Below are 15,516 nucleotides of genomic sequence, written 5' to 3'. Positions count from 1 at the left end.
AGTAAAACATGCTGTTATACTATTTCAAGAGTTTTTAAGTTCTTTTAATATTCATATCTCTCACAGCTTCTTCTATTCCTTTTGGAGTCATAGGGTACATATCAATAAACTCTTTCAGGAACTGCAAAGACATGGTACTAGCCCAATATTTAACTGGCTCAGGATTTAGCCAAACTATTTTCTGAAACTTCTTCTTTAGTGCTTCGTATGAATTTATACTTTGTTGGTTTATTTCATAAGTCCCCATGGTGGCATCGCCAATAATGAAAATCCTGTAACTGGCGTCTTTTGCCAGTAGTGTTTTAATCTTTACGGCCTGTGTTCTGTTAGAATCTGAGTAAACCTCTCCGTAAATAGTATTATGGAAATAATAGGTTTCTAAATCATGAGCAAAACGGGTTTTCATTTTCTTAAAAAGCTCCTGCACTACTTTCACGTAAGAAAGCATGGAATAACCTCCATTGTCAATCAATAATATCACTTGAAGTTTTTCCTCGTTTACTTTCTTAATCTCTGGAATAAACAAGCCTCCTCGCTTTATACCGAGTTTTATGGTGTTTTCAATATCAATTTCATCATGGGCAGACTCCTCCACTATACCTTTTAAGGATGCTAATGCAGCATCAATATTATTATCATTTACAAGTTTATTGACATCTATAGGGTAATAGTTTTTATCATTTAATACTGCCCTTGCCATTTTCCCGCCGCCTGTTCCACCTACTCTTACACCGGCTTTAGCAGCACCTCCATGTCCATAAGGAGAAATCCCACCAGTACCTATCCAATGTTTGCCTCCTGAATGATTTGTTCGCTGATTTTGCTTTATGGTTTCCATTCTTTGCAGAATTTCCTGCAAGGTCAAATCGGAATAATCAGCCATTTTATCCAAATTTCTTTCACGAGCTTCACTCTCTGTAGAGTCATCTTGTTGATATGGATTATCCTTATCCCAAAGTTCTCTCCCATCTAGCACCTCTTTGATATCATAAGTGGTAAGGTGAACTTCATCTAAAAACTTATTGACCAATGCGTCTTCGTCATGCTCGTCTTTAGAAAACTCTTTTTTATCAAAATCTTCTTTCCATTTTTTAAAGGCTTTTGACCTAATAATGGCATCATTCAGTCTTTCTCCTTCTTTTATGTCTATTTCTAAAAAATACTCATAGAAAGCTTTGGTAAATGGCCCTATCAATGATTTTTCTTTGACAATGATAGCCTTTAAGACATTGAAAATATCTCCCAGTGTTTTCACCAAACCCTTCTCCATGGCTTTTTGGAGCAAAAGCAAAGTTCTAACATCTGCAGGGATGCCATGACTTCTGAAATGAGCTGGGAGGGATTCAAACATAACCTAATTATAATAGCCCTGACGCTTTGGGTCTGACTCGCCAGATAGAGAACGTTCAATTCTTTCCATATCTGCCTGGGTTTTTATCAAAACACCTAAGCCTTCCAAACTCTTTATTTTCTCTATAGAATCTTCGCTTGCAAAAGTTTGAATGTATTTCAGCCAATTTAATAGCTCTCTGGTAGTAGGAGCTCTTTCTAAGCCCAAATTTCTTAATTGGTAAAATGCGTCTAAGGCTACTTCCACCACTCTATCATGAATTTTAGGATAATGTTTTAGTACTATTTCACGCATCAATACTTCATCAGGAAAACTGATGTAATGATAAATACATCTTCCTTTAAAAGCAGTAGGTAGCTCCTGCTCTCTATTAGAAGTGATGACTATGGCAGGCATTTCTTCCTCTGATATTTCAATGACTTCACCTGATTCAGGCATCACAAATTTCCTGTGACTTAGTGCATAAAGCAAATCGTTTGGAAACTCCCGTGGAGCTTTGTCTATTTCGTCAATTAACAAGACCGAATGTGGACTAGCATAGGCTTTTGCCGCAGGTCCTTTAACTACATAATCCGCTAAGTTTTCGGAATTTCTATTACCTGTTGATAGTTTTGTGGTAAGCCCTTTTTCTTCTCTTTGGGCGTTTAAGATTTCTAACTGCGAATCTCTCAAATACTTTACATGGTCAAAACGAGCCACAAAAGACTCCACATTGCTTTTTGAGCCAGTAGGGTAGGTGAAAATTGGAAGTTTTTGCGATTTGGCATATTGAATGGGTAGTTCCGTTTTTCCTGTTCCGGGTTCGCCTTCTATCAATAAAGGCATACCTAAAACCCTTGCCATATGAAATGCTTGTGCTAAGCCCTGGTCACAAATATATTTATCGGAGCCTTTCCAAAATTCTGTTAATGCCATTCTAGTCTGTTGATTTGATGATGCAATTTAGCATAATATCATAAAACCTACTCTCTGTCTTCAAACGGTACAACAGTGCCTCTTTCAAGATAATTTCTGAGGTCTTTTAATAAGCTTGCCCAACAAAAAGAAGAGTATTTCAAATGCCTATTTAAGGCCGGCCAGTCTTTATGCCAAAACTCCACATAGGTATATCCTTCTGAAGTTTTTTCTAAATCAAAACCGAAAGTAGTAGGCGACCAGTCGGCATCTGCCTCAGTCATTTTAATGTAGAAAGCTTTTGCATTTTCAGCTTTAACTACCTTTCCATACCAATTGTATTCATCAGTAAAGTTAAAATTGTAAAGCTCCTCAAACGCTGGTTTGCCAGAGCATTTAAGGGGCCACCAATTCTCCAAATCAGAAGGTGTCGATATAGCTCTATAAACCTTTTCTGGAGATACTTTGATGATAAAATTATGGTAAATGGCATTCATTAGCATTTAATTTAGAGTAATTAAAAGTAACAAACGCCATAAAATATCAAAAACTACTTGACAATATTTGTCTCGTAAAGCAGTTTTCCTTTGTAGTCTATAAAACTCAAATGAGCAGCACCTTTCTTCAGACTAAGATATCCAAAACCTTGACGAGATTCTGCAAAAACCGTAGTTTCTAAATAGCCCGTTGGCCTCACCTCAGAACCCGCTCCAGAAACTATATGATGTGTTTTACCAGAGGGCTTAATGTACTGCAAATCATGCTCATGACCAGCTAGATAAAAGTCAACTTCATATTCTTTTAAAATTGGAAGTAAATGATTTCTAACATCATTAGGGTCTTCTATTCTTTTACCACCTGTATAAAGTGGATGATGACCCGTTACTATTTTCCAGTCGGCATTGGATTCTTCTAATGTCTTTTTTAACCAAATTATTTGCTTTGTAGTATCTTGAGTTGCCACTTTACTGGCATATTTTTCTTCGCCATAGTACTCATCATTTAGCGGATTAGTATCTACAAAAACAAAGAGTGCTTTGCTTCCATCTTCTAATTCTTGCTCGAAGGAATAATAGGCAGCTGGCATGTTCCACCGTTTGCTTATTTTGGTATAATCAATTTCTGCCTGCATGTTTCCACGGTAGTCATGATTACCCAAAACCACGAACCAGTTGATATTCAAAGAATGGTCAGAATATACATTTTCGAATGAAGTAATCCATTGAGGATCTGAAATGCTGGCTATCCCATTTGGGTAAAAGTTATCTCCTGTGGATATAATAAATTCAGGTTCAAATTTCTTGGCAGCAGCACCCATGGCATTGGCTAGTTCTTTTTGCTTATACTCGCCGCCTCTTCCCCAGTCGCCAAAAATAAAGACTCCCGTGGCGTCTTCATCATAGGCAATTGCTTTATCTAATTTTACTTTTTTTTGGGCAAAGACAGTACTAACTGTAAATGCCAAAACCAATAATAATCCTATTTTTTTCATTGTTTCAAAATTACGATTTAAAGGAAAAAGATGCCCATGATATTGGGCACCTTTAATAATTCTAAACCATTTATAAACTGTATTAATTCTTTTTGTTCAAATCGAACTTTAGGCCAAGATTATATCTTGCGTTATAAAATTCTTTTTGCATTGTTCTAGAAGAAATACCTTGGTAGTATCTTAAAGCTTGATTTGTAAGGTTGTTACCTTCTAAATAAACTCTGATAGCAGGGGTAATGGCGTAAGCGGCATTAACATCAAGAAACGTTTGCTTATCATAGTACCTGTCTTCAAAAGCATTACCGCCTAGCTCATCTATATAGTCACTGGCATAGTTTAATGAGATTCTGGCCACAAATTTTTTCTTCTCGTAAGAAAGTGAAGCATTAAACATATTATTTGCTGTTCCTGGAAGGCCTAAACCTTCGTCGTCTCTCTCCTCAATTCCCGTTGTAGAAGAATGCGTGTAGGTATAGTTAAGGTAAATACCAAAGCCTTTCCATAACTGACGCTGAAGGGCTAGTTCCACTCCTACTACTTCCGCTGTACCACCGTTTTTAGGTAGAGTATACTCTAAATCATTTCCAAAAACTGGGTCTGAGTAGTTTTGAATAGTTTGTGAATAAATGAAATTGGAAATATTCTTATAAAACATACCCGCAGATACTATACCTATGTTTTTAAAGTAATTTTCTGCCATTATATCAAAGTTAGACGCCGTACTTGCTTTCAAGTCTGGATTACCTCTTTCTAACTCTGAGTCCTGAGGGCTGAAATTAGCAAACGGCACCAAGTCATAATAGCTAGGTCTAGCAATGGTGTTGGTCCAAGCAAACCTTAAGATTGCATTATCTTTAATATCGTATTTAAAATGAACGCCTGGAAGAAGGTTCCCATAGGAATTTGTCCTGCTGTCTTGAGAAACTGTTTCTTCGTCAATGTTGTAAATATTACCAGTATAGTCAATCTTGGTATACTCATACCTCAAGCCTAAAATGGCTGAAAGTCTTTTATTTATCTGCTGGTCTACCATTACATATCCACCTGTAATGCTCTCATTCGCAGAATATATTCCAGAGATATATTCCTCTGGCACATCCTTTTTCTCAAAGAGACTGGTATTATTCAAATCTAGATTCCCAAGAAACTCAGGCGTGGCAAACTGGCCAACTTGGTACTGTGAACCCGCTAAAAAGTTGGGGTCTGAGTAGTCTGAATTTGACACACTGGCTATATCGCTTATGGTTTCATTCACTTCTTCGTACTCAAAGTAGTTTTGATCTCTTTGCTTTTCTTTAGTTCTTAACCTTCCTCCAAACTTAAAAACACCATTATTAGAATATGGCAATTGGAAATCTAATTTGGCATTTATGTCTTTATCAGAAGTATACTCATATTGCTCTGATATGGCATCAAGACCAATAGCAAGGTTATCAGCTCTGTTTGCTAAATAAACATAAGGAGACTGTGTATCGCTTATGTCAAGATTGACAACTTGGTTTTTGTCTCTAAAGCTTATATAACGCTCATTTGGTCTTTCTTCAGAAGCCTGTGCCATGGTCACATTCCATGTAGCTTGAAGTTTATTAAACTTATGGTTTCCATTTAAGGTGTAGTTCCATACTTTTTGAATCTCTAATCTTTTAGCCTTTATTCTATCGCTATCTAAGCCACCCTTTGTTTGATATTCTACTCGTCCGGCGGTGATATTATATAGCCCTGTTCCTGTAGAAGTGAAGTTACCATCATCAAAGGCATCTTCTAGCTGGCTTACTCTCATTCTAAAACGGTTTTCCCAGTCATCTCTCCAGTTATACATGGCCGAAAAACCAATGGAATGATTTGGACTTAAATCGTAATCAAGATTAGCAGAAACGCTTCGTCTAACTCGCTGAACTTTATATTCTCTTATGTCAAGTTCATCAATTACCGCTCCTTCATCTGTTTCAACCCAAACCCCCTCTACATTATCAGAGCCAAAATTATGGTTGTTATAAGACCCTGAAAGCACAAAGCCCAACTTCTCATTTAAAATTCTATTTCCGATTACAAATGCACCATTATAAATTGGTTTTTTTGACAACATGTTAATACCCGAACCGAGAGTACCAGAAACTCTTAAGTCATTCGGAGCTTTTCTTGTCACTAGGTTTACGGAACCTCCAATAGCATCGGCATCCATATTAGGAAGCACCGCTTTGTTAACCTGTATTGTTTGAATCATGTCAGACGGAATTAAATCCATTTGCACTTTTCTATTATCGCCTTCGGCAGAAGGAATTCGCTCACCATTTAGCGTAACGGCATTTAACTGAGGAGCCATTCCTCTTATAACTATATCTCTAGCTTCACCTTGGTCGTTTTGCATAGTGATACCAGGGATTCTTTTCAATGCATCTCCAATATTAGCATCCGGAAATTTACCAACTTGGTCAGAAGAGACCACATTAGTAATATTGGCATTAGTTTTTTGCTGATTGAGGGCTTTAGCCTGCCCCTTCAGTCTATCTCCTAAAATAATGACTTCTTTTTGTAGTGTAATTCCAGAAGCTAATTCAAAAACAAAGCTATTGGCTCCTTGTGCTACAGCTACAGGACGCTCTAAGTTATTATATCCTATATATGTAATTAGTAGTTTTTTTGAGCCTGTAGATAGGCCTGAAAAATAAAAGCTTCCGTTACCATCTGTAATGGAAGCTTTATCATCTAACTTCACTGTAGCTCCGGGAAGTACTAGGCCGTTTTCATCATACACTTTTCCAGAAAGGCTAGACTCTTGAGCACTTATGCCTATAGAAATAAATAGGAAAATTATTAAGGTAAAAATTCTTTGCATACTTAGGTGTTTTGGTAAATTTCCGCAAAGGTATTTTGCTTATGTTACGCCAATGTTAAGTAATGATTTAGAAATTGTTTTTATTTAATACCTCAAGTAATCAGTTACTTGTAGTTTAAAAACAAGTATTCAAAGAAACGGTGTTCATCTCAATTAGAAGAGAGTTCGTATATTATAATGTTAATATTAAAAAGTGTAAATGATTAGTATAATTATACCCACATATAACGAAGCTGAACAAATAAAACCTTGTTTGGAACAAATTAGTACTAACATTCCTGAAGGCACTTCTTATGAAATTATTCTTGCTGATTCTCCATCATCTACTGACAATTTAGAAAAGCTAACAAAACAACTAGGCTATAAATACCTTGAATCAAACAAGCCTGGCCGAAATCATCAGATGAATAGAGCTGCACGGGAGTCAAAAGGTGACATTCTATATTTTGTACATGCCGATGTATTGGTTCATAAAGATTTTATAGCTGATATTAACAAAGCAATTAGAAGTGGAGCAGACTTAGGAGCGTACCGGAGCCAGTATGACCATTACCCTAATCCGCTTTTATATGTTAATGCTTTCTTTACACGTTTTCCTATGATATGGTGTAGAGGAGGCGACCAAACACTCTTCATTAAAAGAGAGGTTTTTGCTGCTCTAGGTGGTTTTAGTGAAAACCATTGTATCATGGAGGATTACGATATTTTAGAACGATGTAAGGGTAAATTTAAATTTAAGATTATTCCTAAAAGTGTTCTTATATCGTCTAGGAAGTATGTTTTGAACGGATATTGGACTATTCAAAAGGCAAACTATTTGGTTATGAAAAAATGGATGAAAAAGGATGCTTGCCCTAAAGAACTCCATGCAACCTATCGAAGGCTTTTAAAGTTTTAAGACCGAATATTTACGTTTTACATTTAGTTATTTCCATGGAGTTTTAAGTGAGCATTAATGGTGTGTTAATCTTTTGTTACGCTTGTTAACAACTTCTTAACTTCTTACTTCTTTTCATAAAGTAGGCACCCCGTTATATTTACTTCAATTTAATGTATGCCGAACCTTTCCATTTATAGATGTATACATGTCCTAATCCACCTCACCTTGATTCTGTAACCCGAATATTAAAACACCTTGTGGCTTAAACAATGAAAGCATTCTTTAAGGAAATTTTTGAGTATAATCACTACTTTAACCAAAAACTGATAGTCGAGTTAACAAAGCATAAAGACCAACTTCCTGAAAGAACTTACGCTCTTTTTTGTCATAATCTTAATGCCCATCAGATATGGAATGCAAGGCTAATGTTTACCACACCATTTGGTGTTAATCAAGTTTACTCTAGTGAAAAAGCATGTCAAATAGACACTATAAACTTGGAAAACTCTTTGAAGATTATCAAAGACCTAGATATGGATACTAAAATCACCTATACCAATCCTAAAGGTGAGACTTTTGTTAATACGGTTCAAGATATTCTCTTTCATACCATCAATCATCATACGCACCACAAAGGGCAAATAATTTCTGATTTCAGACAAGCAGGGATTGAGCCAATTATGGTAGATTATATTTTCCTTAAAAGGGGTGGTTTTTCTAAGTCTTAATTTAAAGTAATATATCCATTGGTCCATGAGGCTTTATAGGTTGGGGTAGGTCTGTTTCGTCTAACATTTGACGAATGTCAATTTCAATCCCCACCACCATACTACTAATAGGAACATCATTATAAGTTCCTTCAAAAGGGTTTTCACTATAGTCGCCTATCATTTCCATAGTCCAGAAAACCCAAGAACCTAAAACTGAAAAAACTACCGAAAACCATACCCATAGGCCTGAGCCTAATGCAGCAAAAACGTCTAACATTCCGAATGGTAAAAGTAGAACAAACAAAAGCACGAAATAATAATTAACCGTGGCATATTGACGAGGAAAAGGGAAGTTTTTAATACGTTCAGACTTACCTTGAAGAGCGTACAATTCGGTGATTAAAGCTTGCATTTCTAAATGTCTGAAGTGTTCCAGTTTATCAGCTTTTCTTAGTGCCGTCAAAGTTTTAGACTGAAGACTTAATAAATGTGATGACCTATTTCCTTTTGACATTACATAATCATATTCTTCAGTGCTTATATACTTTTTCAGTATTTCAAATTTGCTTTCAGAATACACAGTGCCAAGAGCTTTTCTTAAGGCTCGTTCGGCTTTCCCATTATGCTCCCACTTTTTAAGTTTACGCATTTCAAAACTCAGTGCATATAACCATGCAATGTGCCTGTAGATTAAATTTTTACTAAGTTCTGGCTCTTCAACTGTAGGTTTTGAATCATCAAAAACAAAATCACGAGCCATTACGGTAAAAGAACGGGATGCATTTACTATTCCGCCCCATATTTTTCTGGCTTCCCAGAGTCTTTCGTATGAAGAATTGTTTTTAAAACCTAAATAGAAGGCTACCGCAATACCTATCAATGAAATAGGTTGCCACGGAATGTGCAGCCATTCCCATCCAAAAAAATGATAGAGAGCCACTGGGATAGAATCAAATAAAAGAAAAATAAGCAGGGGTTCTTTTTCCCATCTGATTAATTGAAGTAAACTATATCTTCTTCCTGCTTGCATGGCTGTCTATAAATGGTTTAAACAAATTTAGCTTTTTTCTGGCACTTTTGTTATCTGATAATCGTCCGACTAAAATAGATTTCTACCAGAAGGAAAGACTAATTTTACCCTCCAAAACTAGTAGCTAATAAATGTTCATTTTCTCGTTTATACCAAAAACAGTCCCAAAGGAGCTAGATGGCTTAGTGAAAAGCATTCCTGAAGAAGTGGCTAATTTCGTTTCACATGCTATAGGGTTAATAATATTTTTATTTGCTGTACCTCTGCTAGTTTTAAAAGCAAGCTCTTCTGGAGATTTTTGGGCTGTAATAGGTAATTTAATATTTGGGATATCGCTTCTGATGGTTTATACCTCTTCCACTTTATATCACGGTGTTTTTAAATTAGAATTGCGTAAAAAGTTAAGGGTGATTGACCATATCTGCATCTACTTTCTAATTGCAGGAAGTTTCTCTCCTTTTATACTGGTGTATCTTCAAACCGAAACCGGGTGGCTGGTTTTTGGTGTACTTTGGCTAATGGTTTTAGTAGGCTCCGTTTTTAAATACTTCTTTACCCATCAGTTTAATTTCGTAGCTACGCTAGCTTATGTCGGCATGGGTTGCATGGCATTTTTTATACTTGACCCACTGACTAAAGCCATTTCTGAGGTAAGCACTAGTTGCTTGATTTTTGGCGGCCTTTCATATGCTATTGGCGTAGTGTTTTACTTATGGAAAACACTAAAGTATAACCACTTCATTTGGCACATTTTTGTGTTAATGGGAAGTTTAGCTCATTTTTTAGCAGCTTGGTACCTTTAAAATTCTAAGCTAAAAATTGTTCCTACTCCTAATTCAGACTTTACGGTTAAGTCGCCTCGGTGCATCTGTAAAATCTGTTTTGAGAGACTCAGTCCAATGCCTTGCCCTGTTTTTTTAGTGGTATAGAAAGGGATAAATATTTTGGTTAAAGCCTCTGGCACAATGCCGGTTCCGTTGTCTTTTACTTCTATAAACCTATACTTGCTTCCTTGATAAGCTCTTACAGAGATATCTCCCGATTCTTTTTCACCTATAGCTTCAAAAGCATTTTTAACAAGGTTAATTATCACCATCTCTATTTGGTCAATATCGCAGATTACATTAAAATCAGTTTCAATTTCAAAACTAACATTAGCACTTTTGTCTTTGGCTTCGGCCTTTACTAGAGCCTCTATTCTTCCTAAAATATTTGAAACTGGCATTTCCTTAAACACTGGTTTCGGTAATGTGGTGAAATCTCTATAGGCATTCACAAAATTCATAACACCTTTCCCTCTTGATTCAATAGTTTTTAGAGCTTCGCTCAAATCTTCAATAGCCTCTTGGTTTTCTATTTCACCTTTTAAATCTTCCTGAACAATGTCTCTCATGGTTCCCACCAAAGAAACAATAGGAGCAATGGAGTTCATGATTTCATGCCTCAAAACCTTTGTTAGGTTTTGCCAAGCATCTAGCTCCTGAGCTTGTAATTCAGAGCGAATATTCTGAAGGGAAATTATTTTTACCGCTCGCCCTCTTAAGTTTACTTTGGTAGCATTAACAGACAATTGAAGTCCGTTTTTAGCACGATACATAAATCTGTTTCCCGAGTTTAGCTTTCGCATTTCGTTATATAAAGTGGCGTGCTCTGTGTTTAAAAGCTCATCAAGGTTTCGCAATCTGTAAACATCTAAAAGCCTAATGGCAGCATTGTTAAGAATCTCAATTTGGCCATGAGCGTCATAACAGATTATGCCTACATCAATGTGCTGAACCATGGTGTTTAAGAAATGGATATTAGCTTCCTTTTCTGCTCTAGCAGCTTTAAAGGCCTCAATAACCTGATTCATTTCAATGTTTAAATCTCTAAAACTCTTCCCTAATTTATTATCGGAACTAAACTTAATGGTGAAGTCAGAGTATTGAACTGATTCAAAAAAGCGAATCAACTTTACGTTAACAGAGGAAACATAGTAATACAGCGAATATCCAGAAATGACAGCAGCTATCAGAAAAACTATTGACATAGCAACATTTCCCGATTGGTACATAAACGGAATAGGGCATAGGAAAAATGCTAGAAACAGTATCCTTAAGAATATTTGAAGCGGAAACTTTTTCATTGATCAAATACCATATTTTTCTATTCTTCTATATAGTGCCGCTCTAGAAAGTCCTAGCTCCTTTGATGCTTCTGTAATGTTTCCATTAAATTTTTTTAAGGCTTTTACTATCATTTGTTGCTCCATGTTTTCCAGGTCGTAACTCTTAGTAGTATTAGTTGCTGCTTTAAATTGATGCTGCTCACCAAAAACATCTTCCACACCTAAAGTGCTGCTTTGACACATAATTACGGCACGCTCTATGGAATGCTGCAATTCCCTGACATTTCCAGGCCAGTTATACCTGTTCATTTCTTTCACCAGTGCAGCACTTAATCCACTAATTTTTCTATTGTACTTGCTTTTATAAATCTCTAAAAAATGCTTAGCCAAAAGTTCTATATCACCGGCACGCTCCCTTAATGGGGGCATTTCAATAGTAATGGTGTTAATTCTGTAAAGTAAATCTTGCCTAAAGCTACCTTTTGTAACCTCTTCCTGAATGTTGCTATTGGTAGCACACACTAGCCTGATGTCTACATTCTGAGGTTTGTTATTTCCAAGCTTAACTATCGTTCTTGTTTGAAAAACATTCAAAAGCTTGCTCTGAACTGGTAGCGACAGGTTTCCTATTTCATCTAAAAAAAGTGTGCCTTTATTGGCCTCTTCAAATTTCCCAATTCTATTGTCTTTGGCATCTGTAAAAGCCCCTTTAACATGACCAAAAAGTTCGCTTTCTACTAAGGTTTCTGGCATAGCTGCTAAATCAACCCTTACAAAACTCTCTTTCTTACGAGTTGACATTTTGTGCAAAGCACTTGCGGCCAAATCCTTTCCAGTACCATTTTCACCAAGAATTAACACGTTCGCATCCGTATCCGCTACACGGTCAATGGTGTTGAAAACCTTTTTCATTACGTCAGATTCTCCTACTATACCGTCTTCGGAAGATGCTTTTTTAGGTGCGGGAGCTTCCCCAAGTGCTGATTTGATAGTGGAAAGAAGCTTGTCATTTTCCCATGGTTTTATCACAAAATCTTTAGCTCCCAGTTTAATAGATTTTACCGCCATTTCTACATCGCCATAGGCTGTAAAGAGTACTACCTTCACTTCTGGCTTTAAATCTAGTATCCTATCAAGCCAGAGAAAGCCCTCCCTGCCTGTATTTACATCTTGTGTGAAATTCATGTCTAACAAGATGAGGTCAAACTCATAGTTATTTAACAGGAATGGGATTTTCTCTGGATTTTTCTCTATTGTAACTTCATCAAAGTGTCTTTTCAAAAAGAGCTTTGCTGCACTTAAAATGTCGACATCGTCATCGATAACTAATATTTTTGACATGGTAATCTTTTTAAAAGTTTGGTGTCACCCTTTATTTAATAACCTTATGGTTTTAAAATTAACATATATAATTCAATCAATGTTTGGGTGCATGAACATTGAAATAATGTACACAATAAAAGACCTTGTCAAGTAGTGTTCGGAAACGGACGTTAATGTACGCTGCCGAACAAATAAAAAACGGACACTTTAGTCTAAAAGACTAATAGACAACAAGTTAAACTCTTTGGCATCTTGTTAGAATATCAATTGGCACAAGCCTTTTGATAAACCACAAAAAATAAGGCTTGCAGAAAACATGGATAGAAAAATTGAAAAGAAATATTGGACAGTAAAACGAATCGGCTTCATTGCTCTAGGGGTAATTGCGGTTTGCTTAATAGCATATAACTTCCTTTATGCCGACCACCGTTCTAAATTGAATGTGGAGACTGATAAAATTTCCATCTCAGAAGTATCTGAAGGAATTTTTGATGAATTTATTATTGTGCAGGGTGTAGTGCAGCCTCTAAAAACAATTCAGCTGGATGCTATAGTAGGCGGTTATGTAACCAACAAACTGGTAGAAGGAGGTAACATGGTTAATCAAGGTCAAATAATATTGAGACTTGAGAATCAACAGTTAAAACTAAACTTTCTTCAGTCTGAAACAGAGGCCAGTAGACTTGTCAATGAATTACAGAACACCCGTCAAAGACTGAAAGTAGAACGCTTTAATCTTCAAAAGACCCTGAGCGACCTTGATTTTCAGATTTCGCAAGCAAAAGATGCTTTTGACAGAAATCAACAGCTAAAAAATGATAACGTGGTTTCTGATATGGAGTACATGCGTACCAAAAGAGACTATGATAGACTAATGAAGCAAAGAGAAATTGAGATTGAATCTCAAAAGTACCAACAAGAAAACGCTGAAATACAGATTAAGCAGCTAGAAGGAACGCTAGAAAGAACGGAAAGAAACGTGGAACTGTGGCGTCAAACCTTACAAAACTTAGTAGTAAAAGCTCCAGTTGCGGGTTTACTATCGTCCATAGATGTGGAGATTGGTTCAAATATCAACCAAGGACAAAACATTGGTCAGATTGACGACATGAACGGCTTTAAAATGCGAGTAGAAATAGATGAGCATTACATCTCAAGAATTTTTTCTGGGCTGCAAGCAAACTTTGACTTCAACGGCAGCACACATAGAATGGAAATTATTAAAGTATATCCTGAGGTATTGAATGGCCGTTTCGCGGTAGATATGGTATTTGCGGAAACTGCTCCTGATGGAATCAGAAGAGGGCAATCGTCACCGATTAGATTAGAACTGGGGAAATCTGAGAAGGCTACGCTACTTCCGGTAGGTGGTTTCTTCTCAGACACCGGTGGAAACTGGGTATATGTGGTAGAAGAAGGCGGAAGCAAAGCCACCAAGAGAAACATCACATTAGGCAGAAAAAACCCAAGACATTATGAAGTTTTAGACGGTCTAAACCCAGGTGAAAAAGTAGTAACAAGTTCTTACGGGAACTTTGGGGATAAGGAGGTTTTGGAGCTTAAATGAAATGGTCATTTGTTAAAAGTTATAAGTCAAAGGTTAAGGGTTATTTGAACTACCTCCCTAGTTTCCTATTGATACTGTTCATTAAAGATTGAATTTGTTTAGATAAAGTGATGAGACGATTAATTAGTAAAGGTGTTTCTGGGTTTGTAGTAAGCCCTACAGACTTAGCAAGAATAAGCTGGGTTCTAACTTCCCCCGCTGAACCTTTGGCGTATCGAAGAAAATTGAAAAACTCTTTATCATTATTTCGTTCAAAGCCTTCTGAGATATTAGAAGGTACAGAAACAGATGCTTTAAGAATCTGGTCTCGAAAAGCAAAATCTTTACAATTAGAAAATTCCTTATACAATACAACCGCAATTGCCATAGACTCTTGCCAAATAACAAGGTCTTCAAATGATGAAATTTTAGACATAAAAATAAATTTACATGGTGAAGGGATAAAGGTATAACCCTTTAACTATTAACCCATAACCATTAACTAGAATAACATGATAAAAACAACCAACTTACAAAAGATGTTTACCACCGACGAGGTGGAGACAACGGCCTTGAATGGTCTGGATTTTGAGATAAAGGATGGCGAATTTGTAGCCATCATGGGGCCTTCTGGATGTGGGAAATCAACACTCCTAAATATCCTAGGACTGCTTGATAATCCTACCGAAGGTAGCTACGACTTTTATGGCACCGAAGTAGGTGGCATGAGTGAGCGTCAGCGTGCCCAACTGAGAAAAGGAAACATCGGTTTTGTGTTTCAAAGCTTTAACTTGATTGACGAGTTAACCGTTTTTGAAAACGTAGAACTACCACTTCTTTATCTGAAAATACCTTCTGCGGAGCGTAAAGAAAAAGTAGAAGCTGCTCTAGAACGGATGAACATGATGCACAGAAGAAATCACTTTCCTCAGCAGCTATCTGGAGGGCAACAGCAGCGTGTGGCCATAGCCCGTGCCGTAGTAGCTAAACCAAAGCTAATTCTTGCCGATGAGCCTACTGGTAATTTGGACTCAGCCAATGGCGAAGACGTGATGAAACTGCTTCAAGAGCTTAACCAAGAAGGCACCACCATTGCTATGGTAACTCACTCGCCTTATGATGCCGGTTTTGCTCACAGAACTGTCAATTTATTTGATGGCAAAATTGTGACAGAGAACTTTCACGTATAGTATTAAATATACTCAGACTATTACATATAAAAGGGTTTCGGAGGCTTCCTCCGAATTCCCTTCTCTCCACAAGGCCCTCGTTGCAAACTGAGCCTGCACACCATAAGCCCATTATCAAAGCTTAATCCATACGTACAAAAAGCTATTCATTAAAAAT

General features: G+C 36.8%; 14 protein-coding genes. 5 read left to right on the top strand and 9 right to left on the bottom strand.

The genetic code is table 11. From position 1 onward, the window contains the following. Positions 1 to 34: 34 nt before the first annotated feature. The 5 genes from AADJ06_RS17385 to AADJ06_RS17365 all read right to left on the bottom strand — a co-directional run bounded on the left by AADJ06_RS17385 (position 35) and on the right by AADJ06_RS17365 (position 6,573). A complete protein-coding gene (locus AADJ06_RS17385; protein ID WP_341227758.1) occupies positions 35 to 1,351 on the bottom strand; it encodes a hypothetical protein in 1,317 nt (438 codons plus the stop codon). A gap of 3 nt (positions 1,352 to 1,354) precedes the next feature. Then, positions 1,355 to 2,266 carry a MoxR family ATPase gene (locus tag AADJ06_RS17380; RefSeq protein WP_341227757.1) on the bottom strand — a complete coding sequence of 304 codons (912 nt, stop codon included), beginning with the start codon at positions 2,264 to 2,266 and terminating at the stop codon, positions 1,355 to 1,357. 47 nt (positions 2,267 to 2,313) lie between these two features. After that, on the bottom strand, positions 2,314 to 2,742 hold the full coding sequence (locus AADJ06_RS17375) for an SRPBCC domain-containing protein (RefSeq protein ID WP_341227756.1): 429 nt from the start codon (positions 2,740 to 2,742) through the stop codon (positions 2,314 to 2,316). Positions 2,743 to 2,795: 53 nt separating this feature from the next. Beyond that, complete coding sequence (locus AADJ06_RS17370; RefSeq protein ID WP_341227755.1) at positions 2,796 to 3,737, bottom strand: tartrate-resistant acid phosphatase type 5 family protein; 942 nt, start codon at positions 3,735 to 3,737, stop codon at positions 2,796 to 2,798. Positions 3,738 to 3,819: 82 nt separating this feature from the next. Continuing rightward, entirely contained in the window at positions 3,820 to 6,573 is a 2,754-nt protein-coding gene (locus AADJ06_RS17365) for a TonB-dependent receptor (protein WP_341227754.1), read from the bottom strand. 199 nt (positions 6,574 to 6,772) lie between these two features. On the opposite strand from AADJ06_RS17365, the gene AADJ06_RS17360 reads away from it, so the two are divergent. Both AADJ06_RS17360 and AADJ06_RS17355 read left to right on the top strand, forming a co-directional pair. Further along, positions 6,773 to 7,471 (top strand): glycosyltransferase, encoded by a 699-nt coding sequence (locus tag AADJ06_RS17360; protein ID WP_341227753.1) that lies wholly within the window; start codon positions 6,773 to 6,775, stop codon positions 7,469 to 7,471. Between the two features lie 251 nt (positions 7,472 to 7,722). Further along, on the top strand, positions 7,723 to 8,181 hold the full coding sequence (locus AADJ06_RS17355) for a DinB family protein (RefSeq protein WP_341227752.1): 459 nt from the start codon (positions 7,723 to 7,725) through the stop codon (positions 8,179 to 8,181). A gap of 1 nt (position 8,182) precedes the next feature. Here the strand turns inward: AADJ06_RS17355 and AADJ06_RS17350 are convergent, their stop codons facing one another. Next, positions 8,183 to 9,193 (bottom strand): bestrophin family ion channel, encoded by a 1,011-nt coding sequence (locus AADJ06_RS17350; RefSeq protein WP_341227751.1) that lies wholly within the window; start codon positions 9,191 to 9,193, stop codon positions 8,183 to 8,185. Positions 9,194 to 9,324: 131 nt separating this feature from the next. On the opposite strand from AADJ06_RS17350, the gene AADJ06_RS17345 reads away from it, so the two are divergent. Next, positions 9,325 to 9,996, top strand: coding sequence for a hemolysin III family protein (locus tag AADJ06_RS17345; RefSeq protein WP_341227750.1), 672 nt, complete (start codon positions 9,325 to 9,327; stop codon positions 9,994 to 9,996). Here AADJ06_RS17345 and AADJ06_RS17340 read toward each other — a convergent pair. Continuing rightward, entirely contained in the window at positions 9,993 to 11,318 is a 1,326-nt protein-coding gene (locus AADJ06_RS17340) for an ATP-binding protein (protein ID WP_341227749.1), read from the bottom strand. The two genes, AADJ06_RS17345 and AADJ06_RS17340, sit on opposite strands and share 4 nt — an antisense overlap. A gap of 3 nt (positions 11,319 to 11,321) precedes the next feature. Beyond that, the gene (locus AADJ06_RS17335) at positions 11,322 to 12,641 is read right to left on the bottom strand and encodes a sigma-54 dependent transcriptional regulator (protein WP_341227748.1); all 1,320 of its coding nucleotides are present in this window, start codon (positions 12,639 to 12,641) and stop codon (positions 11,322 to 11,324) included. Positions 12,642 to 12,939: 298 nt separating this feature from the next. On the opposite strand from AADJ06_RS17335, the gene AADJ06_RS17330 reads away from it, so the two are divergent. Continuing rightward, positions 12,940 to 14,190, top strand: a complete 1,251-nt coding sequence (locus tag AADJ06_RS17330; protein ID WP_341227747.1) for an efflux RND transporter periplasmic adaptor subunit — start codon at positions 12,940 to 12,942, stop codon at positions 14,188 to 14,190. A 49-nt stretch (positions 14,191 to 14,239) separates the two neighbouring features. Here AADJ06_RS17330 and AADJ06_RS17325 read toward each other — a convergent pair whose 3' ends face one another. Beyond that, positions 14,240 to 14,605 (bottom strand): four helix bundle protein, encoded by a 366-nt coding sequence (locus AADJ06_RS17325; RefSeq protein WP_341227746.1) that lies wholly within the window; start codon positions 14,603 to 14,605, stop codon positions 14,240 to 14,242. A gap of 76 nt (positions 14,606 to 14,681) precedes the next feature. Here AADJ06_RS17325 and AADJ06_RS17320 point away from each other — a divergent pair, with 76 nt between their 5' ends. Next, positions 14,682 to 15,359, top strand: a complete 678-nt coding sequence (locus AADJ06_RS17320; protein ID WP_341227745.1) for an ABC transporter ATP-binding protein — start codon at positions 14,682 to 14,684, stop codon at positions 15,357 to 15,359. Positions 15,360 to 15,516 lie beyond the last annotated feature (157 nt).

This window comes from uncultured Arcticibacterium sp. (genome assembly GCF_964021845.1).
GTDB lineage: Bacteria > Bacteroidota > Bacteroidia > Cytophagales > Spirosomataceae > Arcticibacterium.
This window is presented reverse-complemented; position numbering and strand designations above follow the sequence as displayed.

What these genes read in the sequence shown, in the direction of transcription:
- AADJ06_RS17360 (WP_341227753.1), top strand. Translation starts at nt 6,773, where the DNA reads ATGATTAGTATAATTATACCCACATATAACGAAGCTGAACAAATAAAA.
- AADJ06_RS17325 (WP_341227746.1), bottom strand. Translation starts at nt 14,605, where the DNA reads ATGTCTAAAATTTCATCATTTGAAGACCTTGTTATTTGGCAAGAGTCT.
- AADJ06_RS17370 (WP_341227755.1), bottom strand. Translation starts at nt 3,737, where the DNA reads ATGAAAAAAATAGGATTATTATTGGTTTTGGCATTTACAGTTAGTACT.
- AADJ06_RS17380 (WP_341227757.1), bottom strand. Translation starts at nt 2,266, where the DNA reads ATGGCATTAACAGAATTTTGGAAAGGCTCCGATAAATATATTTGTGAC.
- AADJ06_RS17365 (WP_341227754.1), bottom strand. Translation starts at nt 6,573, where the DNA reads ATGCAAAGAATTTTTACCTTAATAATTTTCCTATTTATTTCTATAGGC.
- AADJ06_RS17335 (WP_341227748.1), bottom strand. Translation starts at nt 12,641, where the DNA reads ATGTCAAAAATATTAGTTATCGATGACGATGTCGACATTTTAAGTGCA.
- AADJ06_RS17375 (WP_341227756.1), bottom strand. Translation starts at nt 2,742, where the DNA reads ATGAATGCCATTTACCATAATTTTATCATCAAAGTATCTCCAGAAAAG.
- AADJ06_RS17350 (WP_341227751.1), bottom strand. Translation starts at nt 9,193, where the DNA reads ATGCAAGCAGGAAGAAGATATAGTTTACTTCAATTAATCAGATGGGAA.
- AADJ06_RS17320 (WP_341227745.1), top strand. Translation starts at nt 14,682, where the DNA reads ATGATAAAAACAACCAACTTACAAAAGATGTTTACCACCGACGAGGTG.
- AADJ06_RS17345 (WP_341227750.1), top strand. Translation starts at nt 9,325, where the DNA reads ATGTTCATTTTCTCGTTTATACCAAAAACAGTCCCAAAGGAGCTAGAT.
- AADJ06_RS17385 (WP_341227758.1), bottom strand. Translation starts at nt 1,351, where the DNA reads ATGTTTGAATCCCTCCCAGCTCATTTCAGAAGTCATGGCATCCCTGCA.
- AADJ06_RS17355 (WP_341227752.1), top strand. Translation starts at nt 7,723, where the DNA reads ATGAAAGCATTCTTTAAGGAAATTTTTGAGTATAATCACTACTTTAAC.
- AADJ06_RS17340 (WP_341227749.1), bottom strand. Translation starts at nt 11,318, where the DNA reads ATGAAAAAGTTTCCGCTTCAAATATTCTTAAGGATACTGTTTCTAGCA.
- AADJ06_RS17330 (WP_341227747.1), top strand. Translation starts at nt 12,940, where the DNA reads ATGGATAGAAAAATTGAAAAGAAATATTGGACAGTAAAACGAATCGGC.